Raw genomic sequence first — 25,217 nt, forward strand, 5'->3', positions numbered from 1 at the left:
AACGGTCATCAAAGGATGCTTCGCCCACCAAGATTTTTCCAGGAGCACCGGCCGGGCGTCCTACCCCGAACCCCATCCCGGGACTCGCCCCTCCGTCCGCTCCGGCGACCGCATAGGCTGGAGCGATGGACAAGGTGGTAAAGAGCGACGCCGAATGGCGCGTCCAGCTCTCTCCCGAGGAGTTCCACGTGCTCCGCCAGGCGGGGACCGAGCGTCCCTTCACCGGAGAGTACGTCGACACCAAGACAGTGGGCGTCTACAGCTGCCGGGCCTGCGGCACCGAACTGTTCCGGTCCGACACCAAATTCGACAGCCACTGCGGCTGGCCCAGCTTCTACGAGCCGTCGAAGTCCGAGGCGGTGACGCTGATCGAGGACCGCTCGATGGGCATGACCCGCGTCGAGGTCAGGTGCGCGACCTGCGACTCGCACCTCGGCCACGTCTTCCACGGCGAGGGCTACGGGACGCCCACCGACGACCGCTACTGCATCAACTCCGTCTCGCTGAGGCTGGAGCCCGTCGAGTAGGCTGCCGGCCCAACCACAGAGGCCCCGCCGGACCTGCTCTGGCGGGGCCTTCACGCGCTCGGACAGTCACATCGCCCGTCCGGGAGGTTAGCCGGCCACCGGGAGGGGCAAGCGAGATGACGCGTAGTATTCGGACATCTCCGTAGCGTGTTCACCTAAGGAGCCCCCGTGCATCTCCGTCACAGATGGGAGATCATCGAGACCATCGGCCGGGTGGTCACCCAGCGCTGCTCGATCTGCGGCAGGACCAGGGTCCGGGTGATCCCGGCGGCACGGCGCGTCGACTATCGCGGCCTCGGGTAGGTGAGGCGGCAGTCGGAGTCGTCGGGGCCGAGGATGTTGGCCAGGACCGGGTTGCCGTTCTCCCCGAACTCCGCCTGGACGAAGACCACGGGGCTGGGCATGCCGAGCTCCCCGACGAGATAGTCGACGCCCGCCTCGCAGAGCTTGATCGCCTGCTTCGAGTTGTCCGCCGTCTCCGGCAGGTCCGTGTATATCCGCAGATAGCCGCCGACCATCCGGATGTCCTTGACCCGCTTGGTCACCTTGCGGCTCTCGAAGTAGGCCACCGCCTTCTTGTCGGTGTGCTTGGAGGGCCCCGACGCCTCGGTCTCCCTGTCCTTCCGGCGTTTCTTCTCGGTCTCGGCCCGTTTCTCGGCCGCGGCCTCGCTCTCCCTGCCCTTCGCGCCCTTCGCGCCCTTCGTGCTCTCGCCGTCCACCTCGGCGGCGACCACCCCGCCGGCCGCGGGAGCCCCGGGCGGTGCCAGGGCGGCCACGCCGCCGGGAACCGGCGCCCGGACCGTCCCGCCCACGGGGCCCGCCTCGGCGGAGAACCACCCGCTCACCCAGAGAGCCCCCACCGCGAAGGCGACGACGGCCACCGAGACCTCAAGCACGCGCGAGCGGGACTTCTTCCTCCGGCGCCCCCGAGCACGTCGCCTGGACCGTGCCAGACCTTCGCCCCTTTTCACCCTTGGCCTCACATAGACAGGTGATTTTTCCCGAGTATGACAAAGCCAAGTAACGGTAAAGAGACCTTCGGAGGATTAATTTTCGCCGCGACGTCACAGGAGACACGCTCTTCACCTCGCGAAACTCCCGTGACGAAAGGGCGGGCGGCGCAAGGAAGCGCGCGAAGGCTACGGCAGTGCCGCGACCAGCTCGCTCAGCGGCTTGCGGACCCCCGTGAAGAAGGGAATCTCCTCGCGGGTGTGCCGCCGGGCCTCGGCGCCGCGCAGGACACGCATCAGGTCGACGATGCGGTGCAGTTCGTCGGCCTCGAAGGCCAGCATCCACTCGTAGTCGTTCAGCGAGAAGCAGGCGACGGTGTTGGCCCGCACGTCGGGATACTCACGGGCCATCCTGCCGTGCTCGGCGAGCATCCGGCGGCGGTCGGCGTCGTCCAGCAGATACCACTCCAGGGAGCGCACGAACGGGTAGACGCTCACGTACCCCCGCGGCTCCTCCTCGGCCAGGAAGGCCGGGATGTGTGACTTGTTGAACTCGGCCGGGCGGTGCAGCGCCATCGCCGACCAGACCGGCTCGGTCAGCTGCCCCAGGCCGGTGCGGCGGAAGCGCGAGTAGGTCTCCTGCAGGTCCTCGGCCGTCGGGGCGTGCCACCAGAACATGAAGTCTGCGTCGGCGCGGAACCCCGCGACGTCGTACAGGCCGCGGGTGACCACGTCCTTGCGCCCCATCTGGGCCAGGAGCTCCTCGACCTCGGCGGCCATGCCCTCGCGGTGCCCCGGGCAGCGCTCCTTCATCCTGAAGACCGACCACATCGTGTAGCGGATCACCTGGTTCAGGTCGCGTGCCTTGGGCCGCGGGTTCGCGTCCGTCATCGTCACCCCTTTGTCAACGAATCAGTGCTGTCCTGCCATTCTCCCGTGGGATCCAGGTGGTCGAGAATCCGGGCCGCCGCGGTGCGGGCGGTGGCGACGCAGGCGGGGATGCCGAGGCCGTCGTAGGCGGCGCCGCACAGGGCCAGGCCCGGCTGGTCGGCCGCGGCCGCCCGGATGCGGGCCACCCGGTCGAGGTGGCCCACCTCGTACTGCGGCAGGGAGCCTCCCCAGCGGGTCACCCGCGAGTCGCGGGGCAGCCCGCGCACGCCCATGACCTCGACCATCTCGGCCATCGCCAGCGCGACCAGCTCCGCGTCGTCGCGCTGGAGCACGGCCTCCTCGCCGATCCGGCCGATCGAGCAGCGCAGCAGGACCAGGTTGGGATCGCTCCCGGCCAGGTGCGGCCACTTGACCGAGCTGAACGTGGCGGCCTTGATCGCGCGCCCGTCGACGGCCGGGACCAGGTAGCCGCTGCCGGTCGGCGGCTTGGGGAACGCCTCGCGCGGATAGGCGAGGGTGACGATGGCCATGCTGGCGTACTCGATCCGGGCCAGCTCGGCGGCGGCCCCGGGCACCTCGGCGGCGAGCAGGCGGCCCGCCGCGGGGGCCGGGACGGCGATGATCACCGCGTCGGCCTCGACGGTCTCCGGGGCGGGGACGGGACCGGTGACCAGCAGCCAGCCGTCCTCGGTCCTGCGCAGCTCCCTGACCGTGACACCGGTCCTGATCTCGGCCCCCGAGGCGGCGGCGACGGCCTCGGGCAGGCTGCCCATCCCCCGGCTCAGGGTGGTGAAGACGGGCCCGGCGTCCTTGGGGGCGTCGTCGGCGATCTCCCTGGCCGCGGTGAGCAGCGACCGCTCGGACCTGGCCGCGATGGCGATCCTCGGCATGGTCGCGTCCAGCGAGAGCCGTTCGGCCCTGCCCGCGTAGACGCCGCCGAGCAGCGGCTCGACGAGCCGGTCGACCACCTCCTCGCCCATCCTGGCCCGGATGTACGCCGCCACCGACACGTCGTTGGTGACGCGCGTGGCCGGGAGGATGTGGTCCAGCGGCACCCGGGCCAGGCCCGCCGGGCTCAGGACGCCCGACCTGGCCAGCGCGAGGACGTCGGAGGGCACGCCCATGACGTGCCCCTCCGGCATGGGCCGCAGCACGCCCCTGCTCAGGATGCCCGCCCTGGTGGTGCCGGGGAGCCTCAGCTCCTCGCCCAGCCCCACCATCCTGGCCAGCTCCTTGCCCTCGGGCCGCCGGGCGAGCATCGCCTCGGCCCCCGCGTCCATCGCGACGCCCGCCACCTCGGTGGCGTGGAGCTTGCCGCCGATCCGCGGGGCGCCGTCGAGGACGGTCACCCTGAGATGCCTGCCGCGCCCCCGCAGGTGCCACGCGGCGGCCAGCCCGGCGATCCCGCCGCCGACGACCACCACATGCCTCCGCTTGCCTTCCATGACCCCAGACCGTACCGGTCCCCCCTGCCGCCCGCGCATCCCGCCCGGCGCCCCTGGCGCCCCCGTGACCCGGCTGCGCGCGGAACGTGACGCCATCGTGACTGCCCCTCGCCGAACCCGTCCGCGGCGGCCGCCGTCATGATGTTCATGAGCAGATTCCGGTACGGCCCGCGCCTGGCGGTCCCCCTGGTGGGCCTGGTGTTGTTGTTGTCCGCCTGCGGTGGCGGCGCCGAAACGCAAGGCGCCATGTCCGACGCCGCGGCGCCCGCATCCGCCTTCCCCGCCGCAGGCTCCGACGCCGGCGGCTCCGGCGTACAGGCTCCCGAGGCGGAGTCGTCCGCCAAGGACGCCACCACGCGCCAGGCCGTGGCGGCCCCGGCCGACTCCCAGAACACCGCCCGGGTGCAGGTGGTCCCGGAGGACCGGGCGATCGTCTACACCGCGGAGATGACCGTCAGGGCCAAGGACGTCACCGCCGCGTCGGACCGGGCCCGGCAGATCGTCACCACCGCCGGCGGCTACCTGGCCAGGGAGAGGTCGAACGCCCACTCCGACGGCGAGGGCTCCGCGACGCTGGTCTTCAAGATCCCCCCGGGGAACTACCCGGGAACGCTCGACCGCCTGGGCAAGGACCTGGGCACGCGCGAGTCGCTGCAGCAGAACACCAAGGACGTCACCGAGCAGGTGGCCGACGTGGAGAGCCGGCTGAAGTCGGCCAAGGCCGCGCTCGACTCGCTGCGCACGCTGCTGAAGCGGGCCAACACCATCGGCGAGGTCCTCGACGTGGAGCGGGAGGTCTCCAACCGCGAGAGCGAGCTGGAGTCCCTGCAGGCCAGGCAGCGGACCCTCGCCTCGCAGACGAGCATGGCGACGCTGACGCTGAACCTGGTCGGCCCGGCCGCGGTGGTCGAGAAGGAGGAGGACGAGCCGTCCGGCTTCCTCGCCGGCCTGCGAACGGGGTGGAAGGCGTTCGTCACCGCCGCCAAGGTCGGCCTGACGCTCCTGGGCGTGCTGCTCCCGTGGCTGGTCCTGATCGGCCTGATCTGGCTGGTGCTGGCCTTCCTGCTCCGCCTGCGCCGAGGCGGGCGGGGGCCGGAACCGCTCGCCCCCGCTCCTGCGGCCCCCGCGCCGGTCGTGGACAGGCGTGAGGACGGGGACGAGGGTGAGAGGGACGGCGACGAGGGGCCCGTCCCCACGAGCCCGAGAGGGGACGGCACCCCGGGGTGAGCGCGCTCCCGGGGACGCGGATCGGGCGGACGGGTCCCCGGGCGAGCGGTTCCCGGGGAGCCGGGCCGGTCCTTCGAAAGCCGAGCCGGTACCTCGAGAATCGAGCCGGTACCTGGGAAGCCGGGCCGGTCCTTCGAGAGACAAAACGGCCCCTCGGGAACCGAGCCGGTCAGCGGACCCGTTCCCGGGAACCGAGCCGGTCAGCGGGCCGATCCCCGAAAAGCCGGGCCGGTCCCTCGGGAACCGGACCGGTCAGCGGGCCGAGGCCTCGTGGACGAAGTCGGTGAGGCGGGCCAGCTGGTCGGGGTCGATGCCCGGCAGCACCCCGTGGCCCAGGTTGAACACGTGGCCCTCGGTCTTGGCCGCGCGGGCGAGGATGTCGCCCGCGCGGCGCTCGACGACCTCCCACGGGGCGAGCAGGATCGCCGGGTCGAGGTTGCCCTGCAGCGCCTTGCCCGGACCGACCCGCAGCGCGGCCTCGTCGAGCGGGACCCGCCAGTCGACGCCCACGACGTCGGCCCCCGCCTCGCCGAGCAGGCCGAGCAGCTCGCCGGTGCCGACGCCGAAGTGGATGCGCGGGGCGTCGGAGGCGGCCAGGCCCGCGAAGATCCGGCTGGTGTAGGGCAGGACGAACTCCCGGTAGTCGTCGGGCGAGACCGCCCCCACCCAGGAGTCGAAGAGCTGGACGGCGGAGGCCCCGGCGTCGAGCTGCACGTGCAGGAAACCCAGGGTGATCTCGGTCAGCCGGTCCATGAGGGCGTGCCACAGCTCCGGCTCGCCGTACATCATGGCCTTGGTGTGGTCGTGGTTCTTGGAGGGGCCGCCTTCGATGAGGTAGGACGCCAGCGTGAACGGCGCTCCCGCGAAACCGATCAGGGGGGTCGCGCCCAGCTCCCCCGTCAGCGCCCGGACGGCCTCGGTGACGTAGGAGACGTCGTCGGGCTCGATCGGGCGCAGCGCCTTGGCCGCCTCGGCGTCCCTGATCGGCGTGGCCACCACCGGCCCGACGCCGGGCTTGATGTCGAGGTCGACGCCGATCGCCTTGAGCGGCACGACGATGTCGCTGAAGAGGATGGCCGCGTCCACGCCGTAGCGGCGGACCGGCTGCATCGTGATCTCCACGACCAGCTCGGGGGTGGCGCAGGCGGTGAGCATCGGCACCCCCTCGCGGAGCGCCCGGTATTCGGGCAGCGAACGACCGGCCTGGCGCATGAACCACACCGGGGTGTGGGAGACGGGCCGGCGGCGGCAGGCACGCAGGAAGGCGGAGTCGGCGGGCTCGGAAGTCACCCCACCAGGGTGCCATGTCGGGGGACCGGTCGGCTCACCAAGACCGCCGACCGACGAGACCAATACGAAATCACCGGCTATTCAATGAGATCGGACCGCACACCACCCGGGCACTGCCAAGTGATGACAATGATCGCGTCTTACCAGTTTTGAGAGCTTCGTCCACTGAAATCCGATGTTGGTACGCGGCAGGTGACATCACGCCGAGCGAAGCGATCATGTTTCCGGGTACAGTTCCTCCCATCGGCGATCCTGGCCCGGCCCCCGGCTGGTCCAAATGTTCGCCAAGTCACCGCGCGGCATCGATTCCCGTACCACTTTGGGGACACGCCGAGCACGCTGCGCGGAAATGTCGGCGCGACGTGCCAACGTCGGACCACGACCCGACGAAAGGCCCGTGCGATGTCCACCATGTGGAGTTCACCCGAACATCGCGGTGAGCACCGTGCCTCCTGCGCCCGCGGGCGGGTTACCGAACCACGGCCCCACTCCGGCGATCACGGCCGGGACGGGCACCGGGAACGCCCCGGCACCGGACGGGTCCGCGCCGGACGTGGTCACGCGCTCTTCCTGGGAGTTCCCGCCGGCGGGGTCGCCTCCGCCCTCCACAGGCCGCCGGCAGCGGCTTGATCGGCTCCCATGGCTCCTACACACACCCCAGTGGTCCCCATGCGCTCAGTTTCGACCTACGCTTCCGATATGACCGTCGGTGACGCGCCGCCCGCTCCCGCCGCCTTCAGGCGCGCGGTGGCGAGCATGCGCCCCGCGGAGGTCAGGCCCGAGATCGAGCTGGAGGACATCCCGGCCCCGCAGCGCCTGGCCCCCTACTCGGCCGCGATCGGAGCGTCGGTCTACCGCGACGACGACGAACTCGCGGTCGGCCGCCTCATCGTGCTCTTCGACCCCGACGGCCAGCGCGGCTGGGACGGCCAGTTCCGGCTCGTCGCCTACGTCCGGGCCGACATGGAGCTGGAGATCACCGAGGACCCGCTGCTCGGCCCCGTCGCGTGGAGCTGGCTCACCGAGTCGCTCGACGCGCACGACGCCGGATACGCCGCCGCCGGAGGCACCGTCACCCGGGCGGTCTCCGAGGGCTTCGGCAACAAGGCCGACGACCCGGTGACCACCGAGCTGGAGCTGCGCGCCTCCTGGTCACCGCTGCAGGAGGACCTCTCGGGTCATGTCGCCGCCTGGTGCGACCTGATGTGCCTCGCCGCGGGCATACCACCCCTGCCACCCGACGTGGCGGCGCTGCCGCCCCGACGTCGCGAAGATCCGGAGCCCTTCAGAACGTGACCGATGAGACGACCGTAGTCCCGCTGCTGGAACCTCGCGAGGGAATCCCACCCGTCGTCGAGGACCCGGCCGCTCTCGCACGCGTGGTGCGTGCCTTCGCCGAGGGCACCGGCCCCGTCGCCGTCGACGCCGAGCGCGCCTCCGGCTATCGCTACAGCGGCCGCGCCTACCTGGTCCAGCTGCGCCGCGCCGGCGCCGGCAGCGCCCTGATCGACCCCATCCGCTGCCCCGACCTGTCGGGGCTCGACGCGGCGCTGGCCGGCGCGGAGATCGTGCTGCACGCGGCCTCCCAGGACCTGCCGTGCCTGGCGGAGGTGGGCTTCCACCCGCGCGAGCTGTTCGACACCGAGCTGGCCGGCCGGCTGCTCGGCTACGAGCGGGTCGGGCTCGGCCTGATGGTGGAGAACGTCCTCGGGCTCAGGCTGGAGAAGGGCCACTCCGCCGCCGACTGGTCCACCCGCCCGCTGCCCGAAGACTGGCTGCGCTACGCCGCGCTCGACGTCGAGGTCCTGATCGAGCTCCGCGACATCCTGTACGAGGAGCTGGTCTCCAGCGGCAAGCTGGCGTGGGCGCGGGAGGAGTTCGCCGCCGTGCTCGCGCACAAGGCCCCCGCCCCTCGCACCGACCCGTGGCGGCGCACCTCGGGGATCCACAAGGTCCGCTCGCTGCGCGGGCTGGCGGTGGTGCGGGAGCTGTGGACGCTCCGCGACGGGCTCGCCCGCGAGTCCGACGTCGCCCCGGGCCGGGTCCTGCCCGACTCGGCGATCGTCACGGCCGCCCTGGAGCTGCCCCGTACGACCAAGGCGCTCACCGACATCCCGCCGTTCACCGGCCGCAGCGCCCGGCGGCACCTGCGCGACTGGCTGGCCGCGATCGGCACCGCCCGCTCGCTGCCCGACGCGGAGCTGCCGCAGCCCAGCACCCCCGGCGACGGGCCGCCGCCGGCCAACCGGTGGATGGACCGCGACCCGGTGGCCGCCCGCAGGCTCGCCGCCGCCAGGGCCGTGGTGGCCGCCCTCGCCGACGAGCACCACATGCCCGCGGAGAACCTCATCCAGCCCGACGCGGTACGCCGGCTGACCTGGGAGCCTCCCCCTGTCATCGACGACGGGACGGTGACCGCCCGGCTGCGCGAGCTGGGCGCCCGCGAGTGGCAGATCGGGCTGACCGCCCACCCGATCGCCAAGGCGCTGCTCCGCCTGGAGATCAAGGGGCAGGCATGAGGCCCCCGCCCTTTACAAAGTAGATCATTCCCGGACAAATCAGGTTATTCCCGGAGCCCGAGCGGCACGATCCGCTCGGGCCGGGTCCTTTCGTCTCCTGGAACGTTCCAGCTCAGTTCGGGAAGGCCGCCGGGAGGGGCCACGGCGCGAACCGTTCCGCCCCGTCCTCCTCCGCGGACGGCTCCGGCCGCACGTAGGGAATGGCGCACCACACCGTCCGGCCCAGTCCCGGGCCGTGCTCGCGGGTTCCCCAGCGCCCGCCGGAGAGCCGGTCGACGATGAGCAGGCCGCGCCCGCGCCTGGCCCCGGGAGGCCGCTCCCGCGGGATGTGCGGGACACGGGAGGCGGAGCCGGGGTCGGAGACCTCGACGTGGACGGAGTCGAGGGTGGCGGTCAGCGTCAGGCCGATCAGGTCGCCGACCAGCCCGTGGTCGGCGTGCTCCACGGCGTTGGCCAGCAGCTCCGAGACCACCTGGACGACGTCCGGCAGAAGGACGTGGTCCGGGCCGAGGGCCTGGCGCGTCTCGCGGCGCGCCTGCCCGACCGACTCGTAGGCGCCTTCCAGGAATACCTCCGCGAGCTTTCCCGTCTCCATGCCCGAAGCCCTCCAGCTGGTCTCAGAATCGCCGTCGTCACGTCCGCCCCCGCGGGGTTCCCCCCACAGGACGACTACCCTTCGTGTCCGGCTCGACACGCGCCCGCCCCGCGCTTCCGGGCGCCCGCCGCGCGGCCGGGAGGGAACCCGCGACACTCACCCGCACCGGTCTCGACGCCGGCCTTTCGCGGGAACGCGAGCCGGTGTGGAGTGCGGCGGCACGCGAACGCCACCGGATGTCACGAAACCAGTGCGATCACCCTTCCGGCGGCGTCACGCCTCCGCGAGGAGGGCTCCGGCGCCACCGGCGCCCTGGACAGCACGCGGCGACAGCGGGGATCGGCGTGCGGGAACCGGACGGCCGGTGGCGCCGCGGAGATCTCGCGTCAGGCGGCGGTCATGCCGCCGTCGATCGCGAGCGCAGCTCCGGTGACGAACCCGGCCTCGTCGCTCAGCAGGAACGCCACGAACGCCGCGATCTCCTCCGGCCGGCCGATCCGCCCGACCGGGTGCATCGCCCCGGCCGCGCGCAGGGACTCCTCCGGTGTCGGGCCGAGGTTGGCGCGCAGCAGCGGGGTGTCGACGCCGCCGGTGATCAGGGCGTTGATCCGGATGCCGGTCGCGGCCGTGTCGAGCGCCGCCGAGCGGGTGAGCCCGACGACGCCGTGCTTGGCGGCGCTGTAGGAGGCCATGCCCGCCGCGCCGGTGACGCCGAGGTTGGAGGCGTTGTTCACGATCGCGCCGCCGCCGCCGGCCCGCAGCGCGGGGATCTGGTGCTTCAGGCCGTAGAAGACGCTGCCAAGGTTGAGCGCCAGGTCGGCCTGCCAGGCGTCGCCGTCCACGTCGGTCACCGCGCCGATCGCGGTGGCGGCGCCGACGTTGTTGAACGCGCCGTCGAGCCGGCCGTACCGCTCGACGGCCTGCCGGACGAGTCCGGCCGCCTCGGCCTCCACCGTCACGTCGGCGGGGACGAAGGTGGCCTCGCCCCCGGCGGCGCGGATGCCGGTCACCAGCGCGTCGCCGGCCTCCTTGCCGCGTGCGGCCAGGACGACCTTCGCGCCCTCGGCCGCGAGCCGCTCGGCGGTGGCGCGGCCCATGCCGGAGGTGGCGCCGGTGATCAGGACGACCTTTCCCGCGAAACGTGTGGACACGAATACTCCTTTTTGCCAGTGGGTGGGATCAGAAGGTGAGCACGAGCCGGCCGCGGAGGCCGCCGGCCTCGAGCCGCCGGTGCGCGTCGGCCGCCTCGGCGGCGGGGAGGGTCGCCGCGACGCGCGGGGTGAGCACGCCGGACTCGGCGAGCCGGCGGATCTGGTCCAGCTTGTCCGTGCGTCCCGCGTAGTCGGGGACGAACGTCGTCCGCACCGTGATCCGGCCGTCGCCGTCGAACTCGTGACCACCGGGTTCGTCGGCACCGCGGAACCGGGCGTACGCGCCGCCGTCACGTACGGCGGCGAGGAGTGCCGGCCCGGCCAGCGCCGTGTCGGCGACCGCGTCCACACCGTCCGGGTACCGGGCCCGGACACGTTCGGCGACGCCGGATCCCCTGGCCACGACGTCGGTCGCGCCGGACAGGCGGACCAGGGCCTCGTCGGCGGGGGCGGCGTCGGCGACCACGGTCAGCCCCGCGTGCCTGCCCATCTGTACCAGGTAGCCGCCGAGGATCCCGGCGGCCCCGATCACGGCGAGGACCGAGCCCGGGGCGAGCGCCAGCTGATCGAGCGCCAGCCGCGCGGTGAGGCCGTTCATCGGCAGCGTCGCCGCCGCCGCGTGATCGACGCCCGCCGGTGCGCGGACGACCCAGCCGGCCGGCAGCACCACGTGTTCGGCGTAGCCGCCCGCGGCCGGGCCGAGCGGTATCACCATCGCCATCACCGCTTCCCCCGGGGACAGCTCGGTCTCCGTCCCCGGGCCGATCTCGTCGATCACGCCGGCGATGTCCATCCCGAGCACGTACGGGGCCGGCACCCCGTCGAACGCCCGCGCGTGCACGCCGGAGCGCAGCAGCGTGTCCCCCGGATTCACCGCGGCCGCCCGTACCCGCACCCGGACCTCACCGGGCCCGGCGTGTGGTTCCGGCAGGTCCACGACCCGCAGCACGTCGGGTCCCCCGAACTCATGAAAACCTATCGCTCGCAAAGCCGCAGCTCCTAAGTGGTTTCTTTTGTATACCGACCAGGTCGTCCTCACTTTTGCACCGGTGTGCGGAGGCGGCAAGAGAGCACTTCAACGTGCGCAGGTATCACCGGAGGAACCGTCCCGGAGGGAGCCCGGCACCCCTCCTACACTGGGAGCCATGGCGTATCCGGTCACAGAGACGGACGACACCGCCTCCGGCCCGTGCGAGCAGGGCCGCGCGCTCATCCGCGACGTGCTCGAACGGATCGGCGACAAGTGGTCGGTGGTCGTCATCTGCCAGTTGGGCGACACCACCCGGCGGTTCAACGAGCTGCGCCGGATGAGCGAGCCCATCACCCAGCGCATGCTCAGCGCGACGCTGCGAGGGCTGGAACGGGACGGCCTGGTGACGCGGACCGTACACGACACCACCCCGCCGCGGGTCGACTACGCGCTGACCCCGCGCGGGATCAGCCTGCTCCAGGTCGTCCGTGACCTGGCGGGGTGGGCGGGGGACAACGCCGCCGACATCCTGGACTCCAGAACGGCCTTCGACGCCCGGTGACCCTGGCGTTCCCGGGCTCCCCGGAGGTCGTACGGCACGGGCGACGACGGCGCCGTCGACCCGCCGGGCGCTGTCAAACTCCCCCCGGAGGCCGTACAGCACCGTGGCCCCGGCCGGGCGCGGCACGCGACGGCGGCGTCACGGGGCCGGGGCCCGGCCGAGCTGTTCGTGCCCGACGCCGGCCTGCCGGCCCCCGCGGACCTGCCGGTGCCCGTCATCGCGGCGCACGACGTCGAGGAGACGCCGGCGCGTGACGGGAGGATCCCGGGCCCCGCCCCGCCCCCGGGGCGGGACCCGACGCGGGAGTTCCCCCTCACGCGGACGGCGGGCGTCCGGCCCCTCCGGTCGGAGGGGCCGGACGCCCGCCGGTCACGCGAGGGGACGAAGCCCTCACCCTTTCATGGCGGGATCCCGGACACGGGGCGGGACGTTCAGCAGCTCGCGAGCATGCCCTGCAGGGCGCTCTTCTCCGAGCTCTGCAGGGTCAGCTTCCAGTAGTACTTGACCTGGATCCACGCCCTGGCGTAGGTGCAGTCGAAGCTTCCCAGCGGCGGCTGCCACGTCGAGGGGTCCTGGTCGCCCTTGGCCTGGTTGACGTTGTCGGTGACCGCCCACAGCTCGGGGCCGCCCAGGTCGTTGGCGTAGGACTGGCGCTGCGCGCTGGTCCAGGCGTAGGCGCCCGAGCGCCACGCCTCGGCGAGCGGCACCATGTGGTCGATGTCGACGTCGCTCGCGGCGGTCCAGGTGGCGCCGTCGAACGGGGAGTACCAGCGCCCGGAGGTGGCCGCGCAGCTGGAGTCGACGACCACTCCCGTACCGTCCCTCTTGAGCACCGTCTCGCGGGTGTTGCAGGCGCCGCTGATGGTGATCCAGTGGTTGAACAGCGACCGGTTGTAGGAGGACTGGTTGGTCTCCGCGGCGACGGTGAGCGTCGCCAGCCTGCTGGCGGCGGTGGCCGCGGAGGGAATGTTGGGCGGGGTCGCCGACGCGCTTCCCGTTGTCAGGGAGACCGTGAGGAGGATCGCCGTAAGGGTGGCGGAGATCCCGGTGACGACTCGTTTCACGAGTGGCCCCTTCTGTCGCTCCACCTCGGCCAGTCGGGGGGTCTGGGCACGGCGAGAGGAGGACAGACGGAACGTCTCAACTCATGACAAATGCGGAAATGTCATGGTTTGACGACGAGTCAGGACGCGCTTGGTCGGATACTGCCTTGGCCCGTGATCGGACGCGTTTGATCTGCGACGACATGGCGCGTGGAAAGGCGCGGGCTTTCCCTCCCCCGCGAACGCGTCGTGAAGATCTGGTAAACGCCGTAATTCCCGCGATTCCCGCGATTCCCGCGATTCCCGCGTGCCCCGGAAACCGGGAAGCTCAGCCGGCCGACAGGACCGCCTCGATGTCGTCGGCGCCGGCCAGCGTCTCGGCCAGCCGTTCCCGCTCCGCGGCGTCCAGGGGGATCGCGCGGACGCGGGCCAGCAGCTCGCCCGCCCCCTCGCGGTCGGAGAGCGCCAGGGCCATCTCGGCGCGGTAGAGGAGCGCCTCGACGAGGTCCGCCTTCGGCGCGTCCCCGGCCCGCGCCAGCGCGCCGTCGAGGATCTTGGCGGCCTGCTGGGGGTCGCCGCGGGAGTCGCCCATCACGACGGCGTTCCGCACAGACGTGGCGAGCTTGCTCGCGGGGGGTTCCTCCGCCTCCTCGGGCGCGGCGGAGGGGAAGATCCGGATCCAGTTGCCTCCCGGGTCGACGACCGTGAACCCGGCGAGGTTGTCGGCGTTCTTCCGCTTCCTCGGCCGGGTTATCCGGGGGATCCCGGAGACGGGGAGTTTTCCGTACGCCGACCGTATGCCCTCGGCGAAGGCGCGGAAGAGAACCCCGGTGTCGGGGACGCTGATGATGCAACTGCCGTAGGAGTCCTCCGGCTTGAAACCCGGGATGCCGCAGAACTGCAGGTGGATGTCCTCCCGCCGCAGGCCGAGGCAGGGATACGGGCGATCCTGGCGATAGGTCCTGGTGAAACCCAGCGCGAGGTAGAACTCCTCGACCTCGTCGATCGATCGGCAGGGCAGTATCGGCACGGTTATCTCGTTGGCCATCTCGCTCCTCCGGATATGCAGTAGTCAAATTTTACTACTGGTGCGTCCGAGTGTAGCGGCGACCGAAGGAGGATGCCTCCTGGGTTGTCACGCTCCGCGGGGAAATGCCCCACCCGGAAGCCCCGCGGGGAAACCTCACGCGTAAACGTCCCGCACGGTCCCCTCAGCCCGCACGGTCCCCTCAGGACGTGCGCGCGTCCCTCTCCAGGCGTTCGATCAGCCCGCGGGTCCATTCGGCGCCGCTGCCGGAGAAGTGGGTCCACAGGCGCATGATCTCGGCGGTCGGCTCCCAGTCATGGGCGTCGGCGCCCTCGGACGTCCAGTGGCGGGCGACCTCCGCCCGCCAGCCGTCGAGCGCGGCCAGCCGCTCCCTCAGCAGCGCGACCACCTCTTCCCTGGGCAGGCAGTTGAGGAAACCCACCCCGGCCGTCAGCTCGTCGATCTTCTGGTCGTGCCTGGCCAGGGCCGTGCGCAACATGGCCAGGAACTCCGCGTCACCCTCGACGGTGAGCTCGTACTCCACGCGCGGCGGCCCGCCCGCGGCGCTCGGCGCCAGTTCGTGGGCACGCAGCAGCCCCTGCTTGGCCATCTGCCTGAGCGCGTGGTAGATCGAGCCGGGCTTGGCCGTGGACCATTCGTGCGCGCCCCAGCTCTCCAGGTCACCGCGCACCTGGTAACCGTGCGCCCGGCCGCGTTCGCGGACGGCCCCGAGCACCAGCAGCCTGATGGCCGACACCCTGCTCCCATCTCCGGACGGTCGACGGTCGGAGCCTATCGGCCCCGCGGACCCCCTCCAGCTCACCCCTCCTTTCCCCTGGCGCTTGCAGCGGGCGGGACGGCTGCCGTACCGTGGACAGGAAAGCGCTTTCCATTGGAGGTCGGAGAAGATGTCCCCGCAAAGCATCGGCGTCGTGATGAACGGTGTCACGGGCCGCATGGGCTACCGCCAGCACCTGGTCCGATCGGTCCTGGCGATCAACGAGCAGGGCGGCGTGACGCTGTCGGACGGCGGGAGGGTTCTGCTCAGGCCGGTGCTGGTGGGCCGGAGCGCCGAGAAGCTGGAGAGGCTGGCGGGCGCGCACGGCATCGCGGACTGGACCACCGACCTCGACACCGCCCTCGCCGACGACGCCAACCTGATCTACTTCGACGCCCAGGTCACCCAGGCCCGGGTGAAGGCCGTGCTCGCGGCGATCGAGGCGGGCAAGCACATCTACGCGGAGAAGCCGACCGCCGAGACGTACGGGGACGCGCTGGCGCTGGCCGAGGCCGCGACCGCGAGAGGTGTGAAGAACGGCGTCGTGCAGGACAAGCTCTTCCTGCCGGGCCTGCTCAAGCTCAAGCGCCTGATCGACGGCGGCTTCTTCGGCCGGATCCTGTCGGTGCGCGGCGAGTTCGGCTACTGGGTGTTCGAGGGCGACTGGCAGGACGCGCAGCGCCCGTCGTGGAACTACCGCACCGAGGACGGCGGCGGCATCGTCCTCGACATGTTCCCGCACTGGGCGTACGTGCTGGAGAACCTGTTCGGCCGGGTCACCTCCGTCTACGCCCAGGCCGTCACCCACATCCCCGAGCGGGTGGACGAGCGGGGCGAGACCTACCGGGCCACCGCCGACGACGCCGCCTACGGGGTGTTCGAGCTGGAGGGCGGGATCATCGCGCAGATCAACTCCTCCTGGAGCGTCAGGGTGAACCGCGACGAGCTGGTGGAGTTCCAGGTCGACGGCACGCACGGCAGCGCGGTCGCGGGCCTGCGCGACTGCCGGGTCCAGCACCGCGCCGCCACCCCCAAGCCGGTCTGGAACCCCGACCTGCCCGCCACCGCCCGCTTCAGGGACGGCTGGCAGGAGGTGCCCGACAACGCGGAGTTCGACAACGGCTTCAAGATCCAGTGGGAGCTGTTCGTCCGCCACGTGGTCGAGGACGCCCCCTTCCCCTACGACTTCGCCTCGGGCGCGCGCGGCGTCCGCCTCGCCGAGCTGGGCCTGCTCTCCTCCGCCGAGGGCCGCCGCCTGCCGGTGGAGCACTGATGACCGCCCTGAGGATCGCGCTGCCCGGCGGGGAGCACACCCTGCGCGAGCCGGTCACCTGGACCAAGCCTGCGGGCCCGGCGGTGAGCCGCGTCGTCTACGCCGCCGCCCACGTGGTCGCCGACCCGCTCGGCGACAACACTCCGGGCTCCCCCGCCGCCGTCGACTGGGACGCCACCCTGCGCTTCCGGCACCACCTGTGGTCGTACGGGCTGCGGGTCGCCGACGCCATGGACACCGCCCAGCGCAACATGGGTCTCGACTGGGCGGCCACCCGCGAGCTGATCCGGCGCAGCGCCACCGAGGCGAAGGCCTTCGGCGACCCGGCGGAGCTGGTGGCCTGCGGCGCGGGCACCGACCAGGCCCCGCACGCCCGGACCCTGGACGAGGTCGTGGCGGCCTACACCGAGCAGATCGAGACCGTGCGGGACGCGGGCGCCGGGGTCATCGTGATGGCGAGCCGCCAGCTGGCCGCGATCGCGCGGGGCCCGGAGGACTACCACCGGGTCTACGGCGAGCTGTTCTCGCGGGTCGACCGGCCGGTGATCCTGCACTGGCTGGGCGAGATGTTCGACCCGAACCTGGCGGGCTACTGGGGCTCACGGGACGTGCCCGAGGCCACCGCGTCGTTCCTGGACCTGATCCGCGACCACGCGGCGAAGGTGGAGGGGGTGAAGGTCTCGCTGCTGGACGCCGAGCACGAGATCGGGCTGCGCGCGGCGCTGCCCGAGGGCGTGCGGCTCTACACCGGCGACGACTTCAACTACCCCTCGCTCATCAAGTCGGGCAGCCACGCCCTGCTGGGCATCTTCGACGCCATCGCCCCCGCCGCCGCCGCGGCCCTGGAGGAGCTCGACGCCGGGGACCTCGGGCGGTACGACGAGATCATGGAGCCCACGGTCCCGCTCTCGCGGAAGATCTTCGAGGCTCCGACGTACAACTACAAGACGGGCATCGTCTTCCTGGCCTGGCTCAACGGCCACCAGGACGCCTTCGCCATGGTCAACGGCGCCCAGGCGGCCCGGTCCCTGCCCCATCTGGCCGAGGTGTTCCGCCTGGCCGACGGGGCGGGGCTGCTGGCCGACCCCGAGCTGGCGGTCTCCCGGATGCGCTCGCTGCTGGCGGTGAACGGCCTGTGAGCGTGCGCGCGAGCAGGTTCTCGCTGAACCAGTGGACCACGAAGCGCTGGACGGTGGCCGAGGTCGTCGACGGGTGCGTGCGGCACGGCGTCGAGGCCATCGGCCTGTGGCGGCAGGACGTCGCCGCGCAGGGCCTGGAGCAGACCGTCAAGCTCGTCGCGGACGCCGGGCTGCGGGTGTCGTCGCTGTGCCGGGGCGGGTTCCTCACCTCCGGCGGGCCCGAGGCCCTGGACGACAACCGCAGGGCGATCGACGAGGCCGCCACGCTGGGCGCCGCCTGCCTGGTCATGGTGGTCGGCGGCCTGCCCGGCGTGGTGCCCGGCGAGCCGCTGGGCACGATCTCCCGCGACCTGCCCGCCGCGCGGGAGCGGGTCGCCGAGGCGCTGGCCGTGCTGGCCCCGTACGCGGGCGAGCGCGGGGTGCGGCTCGCCCTCGAACCGCTGCACCCGATGTACTGCGCCGACCGGGCCGTGCTGTCCACCCTCGGCCAGGCGCTCGACCTGGCCGAGGCGCACCCCGCCGAGCAGGTGGGCGTCGTCGTCGACACCTTCCACGTGTGGTGGGACCCCCGGGTGCTGGAGGAGATCGCCAGGGCCTCGGGCCGGATCGCGAGCTACCAGGTGTGCGACTTCCTGTCGCCGCTCCCCGCCGACGTGCTGCTCGGCCGGGGGGTGATGGGCGACGGGGTGATCGACTTCGCGCCGATCACCCGGGCGGTGGCCGAGGCGGGCTACACGGGGGACGTCGAGGTGGAGATCTTCAACGCGGACGTGTGGGCCGCCGACCCCGACGCGGTGCTGGCCAGGGTGAAGGCCGCCTTCGCCGAGTTCGTCGGCGATTGACACGCGGTCCCCCGCCACGGTGTTCCGGGGGCGGGGGACCGTTCCAACACGCGGGAAAACGCGTTCGCCGGGCACGGAATACCGGTTCACGTTGGAGTGACATGGCAGGTACTCGTACGGTAGGGGTATGACGACCGCAGAAAGCGAAGCCAGCCCCGCCGTACAGCGGCCGCCGGAACACGTGATGGCCGTACTGGAAGCGATCAGGGAGTGGGAGGCCGCCAACCCCGACTCGGCCCCCTCCGGCCAGGGAGAGGCGATCCTCTGGGCCCTGGGCAAGCGGGAGCAGGCGCCGATCAGCGGCCGCCCCACCAATGGATCCCCGCCCACCCTCGCCGACGCGCGCGCCGAGATCGACGCCGCCGAGCGGGTTCCGCGCGAGGGCCGGGTCGTGCCGGCCGACGGGGTCATCAGCACCCTGAACTGGCTGATCGGCGCCAAGGACGGCCTGCCCATCCCCGGCCGTAAGTCCTCGGAGGGCTGGGGACACCTGGTCGGCGGGCGCGGTGTGATCCTGCGCACCGAGGCCGAGATCGCCAGGATCGCCGAGCTGGCCCGCGAGGGCCGGCCCAACGCGGCGGGCGAGTGGGAGAAGGAGTGGTGCGCGGGCACCATCGCCGTCTGCGAGTGGGTCCTCGGCACCCGCAGGAAGTCCCCCGTCCGCAACACGCCCCGCCCCATCCACGGGCCGACCGGCCTCAACCTCGGCATGGAGGAGAGCGCGGCCGAGGACGTGTCCCGGCAGCTCGGCCGGGGACGCCAGCACTCCCCCGGCTACGGCGACGGGGTCATCAGGACGATCCGGTGGCTGCGCGGGCAGCTCATCGTCCCGCCGATCAACGAGCAGGGAAACCCCGTCTCCGGCGTGCGCTGACCGTTCCTCCTCCCGCCCTCCCCTACGACACGATCGGCCCGGACACCCTGAAGGTGTCCGGGCCGATCGTCGTGACGCCCCCGCCGGCGGCGTCTCACCCCAGGCCGCGGGTGCTCTCCCGGAGGATCACCTCGCCGGTCACGCTCTCGGCCCTGGACTCCTGCGAGGGGTCGAGGGCCAGCTCCAGCGCGCGCACGCCCATGCCGGCGAGCGGCAGCCGTACGGTGGACAGCGAGGGGACCAGGTCCCGCAGGGTGAAGATGTCGTCGAAGCCCGCGACGGAGACGTCCTCGGGGACCCGGATGCCCCGGTCCCTGAAGGCGGCCAGGGCGCCCACCGCCATCACGTCGTTGACGGCGAAGACGCACGTGACCCCGGACACCTGGGTGGCCGCCGCGTAGCCGCCCTCCCGGTCGAAGGAGCCGTGCAGGACGCGCGGCGCGGGCAGGCCGAGCTCCTCCAGCGCGCCGCTGAACCCCTCCACCCTGTCCCTGGGCGCGATCAGCCAGTCGGGCCCGGCGAGGATCGCGAAGTTGCGGTGCCCCAGCCCGGCGAGGGCGCGGGCCAGCTCGGCGGCGCCCAGGCGGTTGTCCGGCACCACCGTGTCGACGCCGAGCAGGTTCTGGCCCACGGAGGCGACCCGGCCCCCGGACTCCCGGTAGTGGTCGAGCTCCGTCCGGAGGCGCCGGGTCGCCTCCGGGTCGGTGACCCGGGAGCCGACGAGCAGCACGGCGCGGACCCGCTGGGCGTTGAGCGTCGAGACGTAGGCGATCTCCCGCTCGGGGTCACGGTGGGTGGTCCCGATCATGACCATGAGCCCCTGGCTCTCGGCGACCCGCATGGCCCCGTCGGCGATCGCGGCGAAGTAGGGGTCGGTGAGGTCGTGGACGACCAGGCCGATCACGTTGCTGGCCCCCCTGGCCAGGGTCTGCGCGGCCACGTTGGTGCGGTAGCCCAGCTCGGCGGCGGCCAGCTCCACCTTGGCCCGCAGGGAGGCGCCCACCTGTCTGGTGCTGCCGTTGAGCACCCGCGACGCCGTGGCGAGCGAGACGCCCGCCTGCCGGGCGACATCCTCAAGCGTGACCACCGACAACCTCCAGGAAAGCGTTTTCCAAAGTCTGCCAGAGTTACCCCCCGCCCCGCATCCCCGACACGGCCCGCGAGGTGGGACCCCGCAGGCCCGCACACTCTTGGGGACAACTTACCCACCTCTCGCGCGCCCGGCCGCGCCAAGCGTTGTTACTGACGAGTAGCATGGTGGCGAAGCCATCCAGCAACGAGGAGCGAACCCCGTGCCTTCGTCTCGTGACGTCGTATTCGTCGACGGTGTGCGCACACCATTCGGCAGGTCGGGCCCCAAGGGCCTGTACGCCGAGACGCGCGCCGACGACCTGGTGATCCGCGTCATCCGCGAGCTGATCCGGCGTAACCCGAATCTGCCTCCCGAGCGTGTCGACGAGGTGGCCATCGCGGCCACCACGCAGATCGGCGACCAGGGCCTCACCCTGGGCCGCTCCGCCGCGATCCTGGCCGGGCTGCCCAAGACCGTGCCCGGCTACTCGATCGACCGCATGTGCGCGGGCGCGATGACCGCGGTGACCTCGGTCGCCGGCGGCATCGCCTTCGGCGCCTACGACGTCGCCATCGCCGGCGGCGTCGAGCACATGGGCCGCCACCCCATGGGCGAGGGCGTCGACCCCAACCCCCGCTTCCTGGCCGAGCAGCTCGTGGACGGCTCCGCCCTCGTCATGGGCATGACCGCCGAGAACCTGCACGACCGCTACCCCTCCATCACCAAGGACCGCGCGGACGCCTTCGCCCTCGCCTCCCAGGAGAAGGTCGCCAAGGCGTACGCCGACGGCAGGATCCAGCCTGACCTGGTCCCGACGGCGACCAGGTCGGCGGAGAAGGGCTGGGGGCTGGCCACGGCCGACGAGGCCCCCCGCCCCGGCACCACGCTGGAGGGCCTCGCCGGCCTGAAGACCCCGTTCCGCCCGCACGGCCGGGTCACCGCGGGCAACGCCTCCGGCATCAACGACGGCGCCACCGGCTGCGTCCTGGCCGCCGCCGACGTGGCGGAGGAGCTCGGCCTCACGCCGAAGATGCGCCTGGTCTCGTACGCCTTCGCGGGCGTGGACCCCGAGGTGATGGGCGTCGGGCCGATCCCGTCCACCGAGCGGGCGCTGCGCCTGGCCGGGCTCTCCATCTCCGACCTGGGGCTGTTCGAGATCAACGAGGCGTTCGCCGTGCAGGTGCTGGCGTTCCTGGAGCACTTCGGCATCGCCGACGACGACCCCCGGGTCAACCCCTACGGCGGCGCCATCGCCTTCGGCCACCCGCTCGCCTCCTCCGGGGTGCGCCTGATGACGCAGCTCGCCCGCGAGTTCGGCGAGCGCCCCGACGTCCGCTACGGCGTGACCACGATGTGCGTGGGCCTGGGCATGGGCGGAACGGTCATCTGGGAGAACCTCGGCTGGGAGGGCGAGAAGTGACGGACATCAAGACGGACACGAACACTGACGGCACCGACATCACCGGGCTCTTCGCCGACGAGGTCGTCACCCGGGCGGTCGTCCGCGACGTGGAGCTGCCCTACGGGGCGGGCACCCTCGCCCTGATCACGCTGGACAACGGCTTCGACCACACCAAGCCGTCGACGTTCGGCCCCGGCGGGCTGACCTCGCTGGGCGAGGCCCTGGACGCGGTCGCCGGGCGCGGCGACCTGGCGGCCGTCGGCGTCGTCGGCAAGCCGTTCGTCTTCGCCGTCGGCGCCGACCTCAAGGGCGCCGCGCTGGTCTCCGAGCGGGACCAGGCCCTTCAGATCGGCAAGCTGGGACACGACGTGTTCCGCCGCCTGGGCGAGCTGGACGTGCCGTCGTTCGCGTTCGTCAACGGCGCGGCGATGGGCGGCGGCCTGGAGGTCGCGCTGCACTGCACGTACCGGACCATCTCCTCCGGCGTGCCCGCCGTGGCGCTGCCCGAGTGCTTCCTCGGCCTGGTCCCCGGCTGGGGCGGCACCCAGCTGCTGCCCCGCCTGATCGGCCCGGCCGCGGCCGTCAAGCTGATCGTCGAGAACCCGCTCGCGCAGAACCGCATGACCAAGGGCAGGGAGGCGTTCGCGCTCGGGGTCGCCGACGCGATGTTCGAGCCCGCCGACTTCCTGGAGGAGTCGCTGCGCTGGGCCGCCCGGGTGCTGCGCGGCGAGGTGACGGTCACCCGTACCGACCACACCGGGGACGACACCGGGCAGGACTGGGCCAAGACGGTCGCCGACGCGCGCTTCCTGCTCGACATGAGGCTGCACGGCGCCTCCCCGGCCCCCTACCGGGCGCTGGAGCTGGTCGAGCTGGCCCGCACCGCCTCGCGCGACGAGGGCTTCGACGCCGAGGACCGGGCCCTGGCCGACCTCCTCATGGGCGACGAGCTCCGCGCCGGCCTGTACTCCTTCGACCTGGTCCAGCGGCGGGCCAAGAAGCCCGCGGGCGCCCCCGACAAGGCGCTGGCCCGCAAGGTGACCAAGGTCGGCGTCGTCGGCGCGGGCCTGATGGCCTCGCAGATGGCGCTGCTGTTCGCCCGCCGCCTGGAGGTCCCGGTCGTGCTGACCGACCTGGACCAGGACCGGCTGGACAAGGGTGTGGGCTACGTCCACGCCGAGGTGGACAAGCTGCTCGGCAAGGGGCGCGTCTCCGCCGACCAGGCCAACCGGCTCAGGGCCCTGGTGACCGGCTCGCTGACCAAGGACGCGTTCGCCGACGCCGACTTCGTCATCGAGGCCGTGTTCGAGGACATGAAGGTCAAGCGGAAGGTGTTCGCCGAGGTGGAGGAGGTCGTCTCCGCCGAGTGCGTGCTGGCCACCAACACCTCCTCGCTCTCGCTGACCGAGATGGCCTCGGGACTGCGCCACCCCGAGCGCGTGGTGGGCTTCCACTTCTTCAACCCGGTCGCGGTGATGCCGCTGCTGGAGATCGTGCGGGGGGCCGAGACCGACGACGCGACGCTCGCCACGGCCTTCTCCGTCGGGCGGTCGCTGAAGAAGTCGTCGGTGCTGGTCAAGGACGCGCCCGCGTTCGTGGTCAACCGCCTGCTGACGCGCTTCATGGGCGAGGTCATCGGCGCCGTCGACGAGGGCACCCCGCTGGAGGTCGCCGACCACGCGCTGGACGGGCTCGGCCTGCCGATGACCCCGTTCGCGCTGATGCAGCTGGTCGGCCCCGCCGTGGCGCTGCACGTCGCCGAGACGATGCACGAGGCCTTCCCGGCCCGCTACGGGGTGTCGGAGAACCTCGCCCGGCTGGTCGCGGCGGGCAAGCCGGGCGTCTACGCGCCCGACTTCTCGCTGGACCCCGAGGCGGTGGCCCTCTTCACCGGCGGCACCTCCCCGTCCACGGCCGAGGAGGTCCGGCTGCGGGCGCTGCGGGCGCTGGCCGAGGAGATCCGCCTCATGCTCCAGGAGGGCGTGGTCTCGGCTCCCCAGGACATCGACCTGTGCATGATCCTCGGCGCGGGCTGGCCGTTCCACCTGGGCGGCGTCACGCCGTACCTCGACCGGGCGGGCATCGCCGAGCCGCGCTTCCTGCCCCCGGGCGTGGCCTCGGTCCCCGCCTGACGTCTTCTCCCGTACGGCCCCCCTGTCCTTCGTGGCGGGGGGGCCGTCAGCGTCCCGACAGCCTGCTGTGCCGGTGGCCGTACCCGAAGTAGATCAGGATGCCCAGGAGCATCCACGCCACGAACCTGAGCCAGGTCTCCACCGGGAGGTTGAGCATCAGGTAGAGGCAGGCGAGCACCGACAGGATCGGCACCAGCGGCACCAGCGGGGTGCGGAAGGAACGCGGCAGGTCGGGGCGGGTACGGCGGAGGATGACCACCGCGATCGAGACCACCACGAACGCGAAGAGCGTGCCGATGTTGACCAGCTCGGCGATGGTGGACAGCGGCACCAGCCCGGCCAGGGCCGCGACGACGACGCCCATCATGATGGTGATGAGGTACGGGGTCCGGTACCTGGGGTGCACCCTGGCCAGCCCGCGCGGCAGCAGGTTGTCGCGGCACATGGCGAACATCACCCGCGACATTCCCATCATGAGGATCATCACGACCGTCGTCAGGCCGGCCAGCGCGCCGACGCTGATCAGCGACGCGGCCCAGGTCTGGCCGACCGCCTTGAACGCGTCTGCCAGCGGCGCCGCCTCACTCAGCTGACCGTAGGGCTGCATGCCCACGACGACCATGGAGACCGCGACGTAGAGCACCGTGCAGATGCCGAGCGAGGCCAGGATGCCGATGGGCAGGTCCCGCTGCGGGTCGCGCGTCTCCTCGGCGGCGGTGGCGACCACGTCGAAGCCGATGTAGGCGAAGAACACGATGGCCGCGGCACTGAAGATGCCCAGTACCCCGAACGCGACCGGGGTGATCCCGAACAGCACCTGGATCAGCGGCGCGGACATCCCCTCCACCGCGGGGGTCGGCTTCGCCGGCGGGACGAACGGCGAGTAGTTGACGGCCCTGACGAAGAACAGCCCGGCCACGACCACCAGCAGGATGACCGCGAGCTTGATCGTGACGATGACCAGGTTGAACCGGGACGACAGCTTGATCCCGACGACGAGGATCGCGGTCAGGATCAGCACGATCAGCGCGGCGGGCAGGTTGAACGCCGCCCCCTCCCCCGCGATCGCGGCGGGCAGGGTTATCCCCATGGACGCCAGCAGCGAGGTCAGGTATCCCGACCAGCCGACCGCGACGACCGCGGCGCCGAGCATCATCTCCAGCATCAGGTCCCAGCCGATGATCCAGGCGGGGAACTCGCCGAGGGTGGCGAAGGCGAAGGTGTAGGCGGACCCGGCCACCGGGACGGTCGAGGCGAACTCGGCGTAGCAGAGCGCCGCCAGCGCGCAGACGACACCCGCGACCACGAAGGACAGGGCGACCGCGGGCCCGGCCATCTCCCTGGCGACCCGGCCGGTGAGCACGAAGATGCCGGTGCCGATGACGACGCCGATGCCGAAGACGGTGAGGTCCAGCGCACTGAGATCCTTACGCAGCCGATGTTCGGGGGCCTCGGTATCGGAGATCGACTGCTCCACCGACTTGACGCGCAAGACACTCATGGTCCCT

The 25,217-nt window shown here is 72.1% G+C and carries 25 protein-coding genes; 12 read left to right on the forward strand and 13 right to left on the reverse strand.

All coding sequences use genetic code 11. The features are described from left to right. The first annotated feature begins 125 nt into the window (after positions 1-125). Both msrB and ACFYWM_RS23480 read left to right on the forward strand, forming a co-directional pair. A complete protein-coding gene (gene msrB / locus ACFYWM_RS23475; RefSeq protein WP_389917571.1) occupies positions 126-527 on the forward strand; it encodes a peptide-methionine (R)-S-oxide reductase MsrB in 402 nt (133 codons plus the stop codon). Positions 528-695: 168 nt separating this feature from the next. After that, positions 696-830, forward strand: a complete 135-nt coding sequence (locus ACFYWM_RS23480; RefSeq protein ID WP_389917572.1) for a hypothetical protein — start codon at positions 696-698, stop codon at positions 828-830. Here the strand turns inward: ACFYWM_RS23480 and ACFYWM_RS23485 are convergent. From ACFYWM_RS23485 to hemG, 3 genes are all read right to left on the reverse strand, one after another. Then, a complete protein-coding gene (locus tag ACFYWM_RS23485; protein WP_389917573.1) occupies positions 812-1,423 on the reverse strand; it encodes a hypothetical protein in 612 nt (203 codons plus the stop codon). The two genes, ACFYWM_RS23480 and ACFYWM_RS23485, sit on opposite strands and share 19 nt — an antisense overlap. 243 nt (positions 1,424-1,666) lie before the next feature. Continuing rightward, positions 1,667-2,368 (reverse strand): hydrogen peroxide-dependent heme synthase, encoded by a 702-nt coding sequence (hemQ, locus tag ACFYWM_RS23490; RefSeq protein WP_389917574.1) that lies wholly within the window; start codon positions 2,366-2,368, stop codon positions 1,667-1,669. 2 nt (positions 2,369-2,370) lie between these two features. Next, positions 2,371-3,813, reverse strand: a complete 1,443-nt coding sequence (hemG, locus tag ACFYWM_RS23495) for a protoporphyrinogen oxidase (protein ID WP_389917575.1) — start codon at positions 3,811-3,813, stop codon at positions 2,371-2,373. Positions 3,814-3,960: 147 nt separating this feature from the next. Between hemG and ACFYWM_RS23500 the strand changes: the two genes are divergently transcribed. Beyond that, positions 3,961-5,040 carry a DUF4349 domain-containing protein gene (locus ACFYWM_RS23500; RefSeq protein ID WP_389917576.1) on the forward strand — a complete coding sequence of 360 codons (1,080 nt, stop codon included), beginning with the start codon at positions 3,961-3,963 and terminating at the stop codon, positions 5,038-5,040. A 252-nt stretch (positions 5,041-5,292) separates the two neighbouring features. On the opposite strand, the gene hemE is transcribed toward ACFYWM_RS23500, so the two are convergent. Both hemE and ACFYWM_RS23510 read right to left on the reverse strand, forming a co-directional pair. Further along, on the reverse strand, positions 5,293-6,330 hold the full coding sequence (hemE, locus tag ACFYWM_RS23505) for a uroporphyrinogen decarboxylase (RefSeq protein WP_389917577.1): 1,038 nt from the start codon (positions 6,328-6,330) through the stop codon (positions 5,293-5,295). Positions 6,331-6,750: 420 nt separating this feature from the next. Continuing rightward, positions 6,751-6,891, reverse strand: a complete 141-nt coding sequence (locus ACFYWM_RS23510) for a hypothetical protein (protein ID WP_389917578.1) — start codon at positions 6,889-6,891, stop codon at positions 6,751-6,753. A gap of 138 nt (positions 6,892-7,029) precedes the next feature. On the opposite strand from ACFYWM_RS23510, the gene ACFYWM_RS23515 reads away from it, so the two are divergent. After that, a complete protein-coding gene (locus tag ACFYWM_RS23515) occupies positions 7,030-7,626 on the forward strand; it encodes a DUF3000 domain-containing protein (protein ID WP_362867197.1) in 597 nt (198 codons plus the stop codon). After that, a complete protein-coding gene (locus ACFYWM_RS23520) occupies positions 7,623-8,849 on the forward strand; it encodes an HRDC domain-containing protein (RefSeq protein ID WP_389917579.1) in 1,227 nt (408 codons plus the stop codon). Before ACFYWM_RS23515 ends, ACFYWM_RS23520 begins: the two co-directional genes overlap by 4 nt. A gap of 112 nt (positions 8,850-8,961) precedes the next feature. On the opposite strand, the gene ACFYWM_RS23525 is transcribed toward ACFYWM_RS23520, so the two are convergent. The 3 genes from ACFYWM_RS23525 to ACFYWM_RS23535 form a co-directional block, all read right to left on the reverse strand. Further along, positions 8,962-9,444, reverse strand: a complete 483-nt coding sequence (locus tag ACFYWM_RS23525; protein WP_389917580.1) for an ATP-binding protein — start codon at positions 9,442-9,444, stop codon at positions 8,962-8,964. 386 nt (positions 9,445-9,830) lie between these two features. After that, complete coding sequence (locus ACFYWM_RS23530; RefSeq protein WP_389917581.1) at positions 9,831-10,595, reverse strand: SDR family NAD(P)-dependent oxidoreductase; 765 nt, start codon at positions 10,593-10,595, stop codon at positions 9,831-9,833. 28 nt (positions 10,596-10,623) lie between these two features. Next, on the reverse strand, positions 10,624-11,544 hold the full coding sequence (locus ACFYWM_RS23535) for an NADP-dependent oxidoreductase (RefSeq protein WP_389917582.1): 921 nt from the start codon (positions 11,542-11,544) through the stop codon (positions 10,624-10,626). A 196-nt stretch (positions 11,545-11,740) separates the two neighbouring features. Here ACFYWM_RS23535 and ACFYWM_RS23540 point away from each other — a divergent pair, with 196 nt between their 5' ends. After that, the gene (locus ACFYWM_RS23540) at positions 11,741-12,127 is read left to right on the forward strand and encodes a winged helix-turn-helix transcriptional regulator (RefSeq protein ID WP_389917583.1); all 387 of its coding nucleotides are present in this window, start codon (positions 11,741-11,743) and stop codon (positions 12,125-12,127) included. A 431-nt stretch (positions 12,128-12,558) separates the two neighbouring features. Here the strand turns inward: ACFYWM_RS23540 and ACFYWM_RS23545 are convergent, their stop codons facing one another. The 3 genes from ACFYWM_RS23545 to ACFYWM_RS23555 all read right to left on the reverse strand — a co-directional run bounded on the left by ACFYWM_RS23545 (position 12,559) and on the right by ACFYWM_RS23555 (position 14,954). Beyond that, positions 12,559-13,191 carry an HNH endonuclease family protein gene (locus ACFYWM_RS23545; RefSeq protein WP_389917584.1) on the reverse strand — a complete coding sequence of 211 codons (633 nt, stop codon included), beginning with the start codon at positions 13,189-13,191 and terminating at the stop codon, positions 12,559-12,561. A 307-nt stretch (positions 13,192-13,498) separates the two neighbouring features. Then, positions 13,499-14,218: a VOC family protein gene (locus ACFYWM_RS23550; RefSeq protein ID WP_389917585.1), complete on the reverse strand. Its 720-nt coding sequence runs from the start codon at positions 14,216-14,218 to the stop codon at positions 13,499-13,501. Between the two features lie 181 nt (positions 14,219-14,399). Next, positions 14,400-14,954, reverse strand: a complete 555-nt coding sequence (locus ACFYWM_RS23555; protein ID WP_389917586.1) for a PadR family transcriptional regulator — start codon at positions 14,952-14,954, stop codon at positions 14,400-14,402. Positions 14,955-15,105: 151 nt separating this feature from the next. Here ACFYWM_RS23555 and ACFYWM_RS23560 point away from each other — a divergent pair, with 151 nt between their 5' ends. The 4 genes from ACFYWM_RS23560 to ACFYWM_RS23575 all read left to right on the forward strand — a co-directional run bounded on the left by ACFYWM_RS23560 (position 15,106) and on the right by ACFYWM_RS23575 (position 19,103). Further along, complete coding sequence (locus tag ACFYWM_RS23560) at positions 15,106-16,248, forward strand: Gfo/Idh/MocA family protein (protein ID WP_389917587.1); 1,143 nt, start codon at positions 15,106-15,108, stop codon at positions 16,246-16,248. Beyond that, the gene (locus ACFYWM_RS23565; protein WP_389917588.1) at positions 16,248-17,387 is read left to right on the forward strand and encodes a dihydrodipicolinate synthase family protein; all 1,140 of its coding nucleotides are present in this window, start codon (positions 16,248-16,250) and stop codon (positions 17,385-17,387) included. Before ACFYWM_RS23560 ends, ACFYWM_RS23565 begins: the two co-directional genes overlap by 1 nt. After that, complete coding sequence (locus ACFYWM_RS23570; RefSeq protein ID WP_389917589.1) at positions 17,384-18,229, forward strand: sugar phosphate isomerase/epimerase family protein; 846 nt, start codon at positions 17,384-17,386, stop codon at positions 18,227-18,229. The genes ACFYWM_RS23565 and ACFYWM_RS23570 overlap by 4 nt, the downstream gene beginning before the upstream one ends. Before the next feature lie 127 nt (positions 18,230-18,356). Next, entirely contained in the window at positions 18,357-19,103 is a 747-nt protein-coding gene (locus tag ACFYWM_RS23575; protein ID WP_389917590.1) for a hypothetical protein, read from the forward strand. A gap of 94 nt (positions 19,104-19,197) precedes the next feature. Here ACFYWM_RS23575 and ACFYWM_RS23580 read toward each other — a convergent pair whose 3' ends face one another. Then, entirely contained in the window at positions 19,198-20,190 is a 993-nt protein-coding gene (locus ACFYWM_RS23580) for a LacI family DNA-binding transcriptional regulator (RefSeq protein WP_389917591.1), read from the reverse strand. A 205-nt stretch (positions 20,191-20,395) separates the two neighbouring features. Here ACFYWM_RS23580 and ACFYWM_RS23585 point away from each other — a divergent pair, with 205 nt between their 5' ends. Together ACFYWM_RS23585 and ACFYWM_RS23590 are read left to right on the forward strand one after the other, a co-directional pair. Beyond that, on the forward strand, positions 20,396-21,595 hold the full coding sequence (locus tag ACFYWM_RS23585; protein WP_389917592.1) for a thiolase family protein: 1,200 nt from the start codon (positions 20,396-20,398) through the stop codon (positions 21,593-21,595). Continuing rightward, positions 21,592-23,709 (forward strand): 3-hydroxyacyl-CoA dehydrogenase NAD-binding domain-containing protein, encoded by a 2,118-nt coding sequence (locus ACFYWM_RS23590; RefSeq protein WP_389917593.1) that lies wholly within the window; start codon positions 21,592-21,594, stop codon positions 23,707-23,709. The genes ACFYWM_RS23585 and ACFYWM_RS23590 overlap by 4 nt, the downstream gene beginning before the upstream one ends. A 46-nt stretch (positions 23,710-23,755) precedes the next feature. On the opposite strand, the gene ACFYWM_RS23595 is transcribed toward ACFYWM_RS23590, so the two are convergent. Further along, positions 23,756-25,210, reverse strand: a complete 1,455-nt coding sequence (locus ACFYWM_RS23595) for an amino acid permease (protein WP_389917594.1) — start codon at positions 25,208-25,210, stop codon at positions 23,756-23,758. Positions 25,211-25,217: the final 7 nt, after the last annotated feature.

This window comes from Streptosporangium sp. NPDC002721, from assembly GCF_042888905.1.
GTDB lineage: Bacteria > Actinomycetota > Actinomycetes > Streptosporangiales > Streptosporangiaceae > Streptosporangium.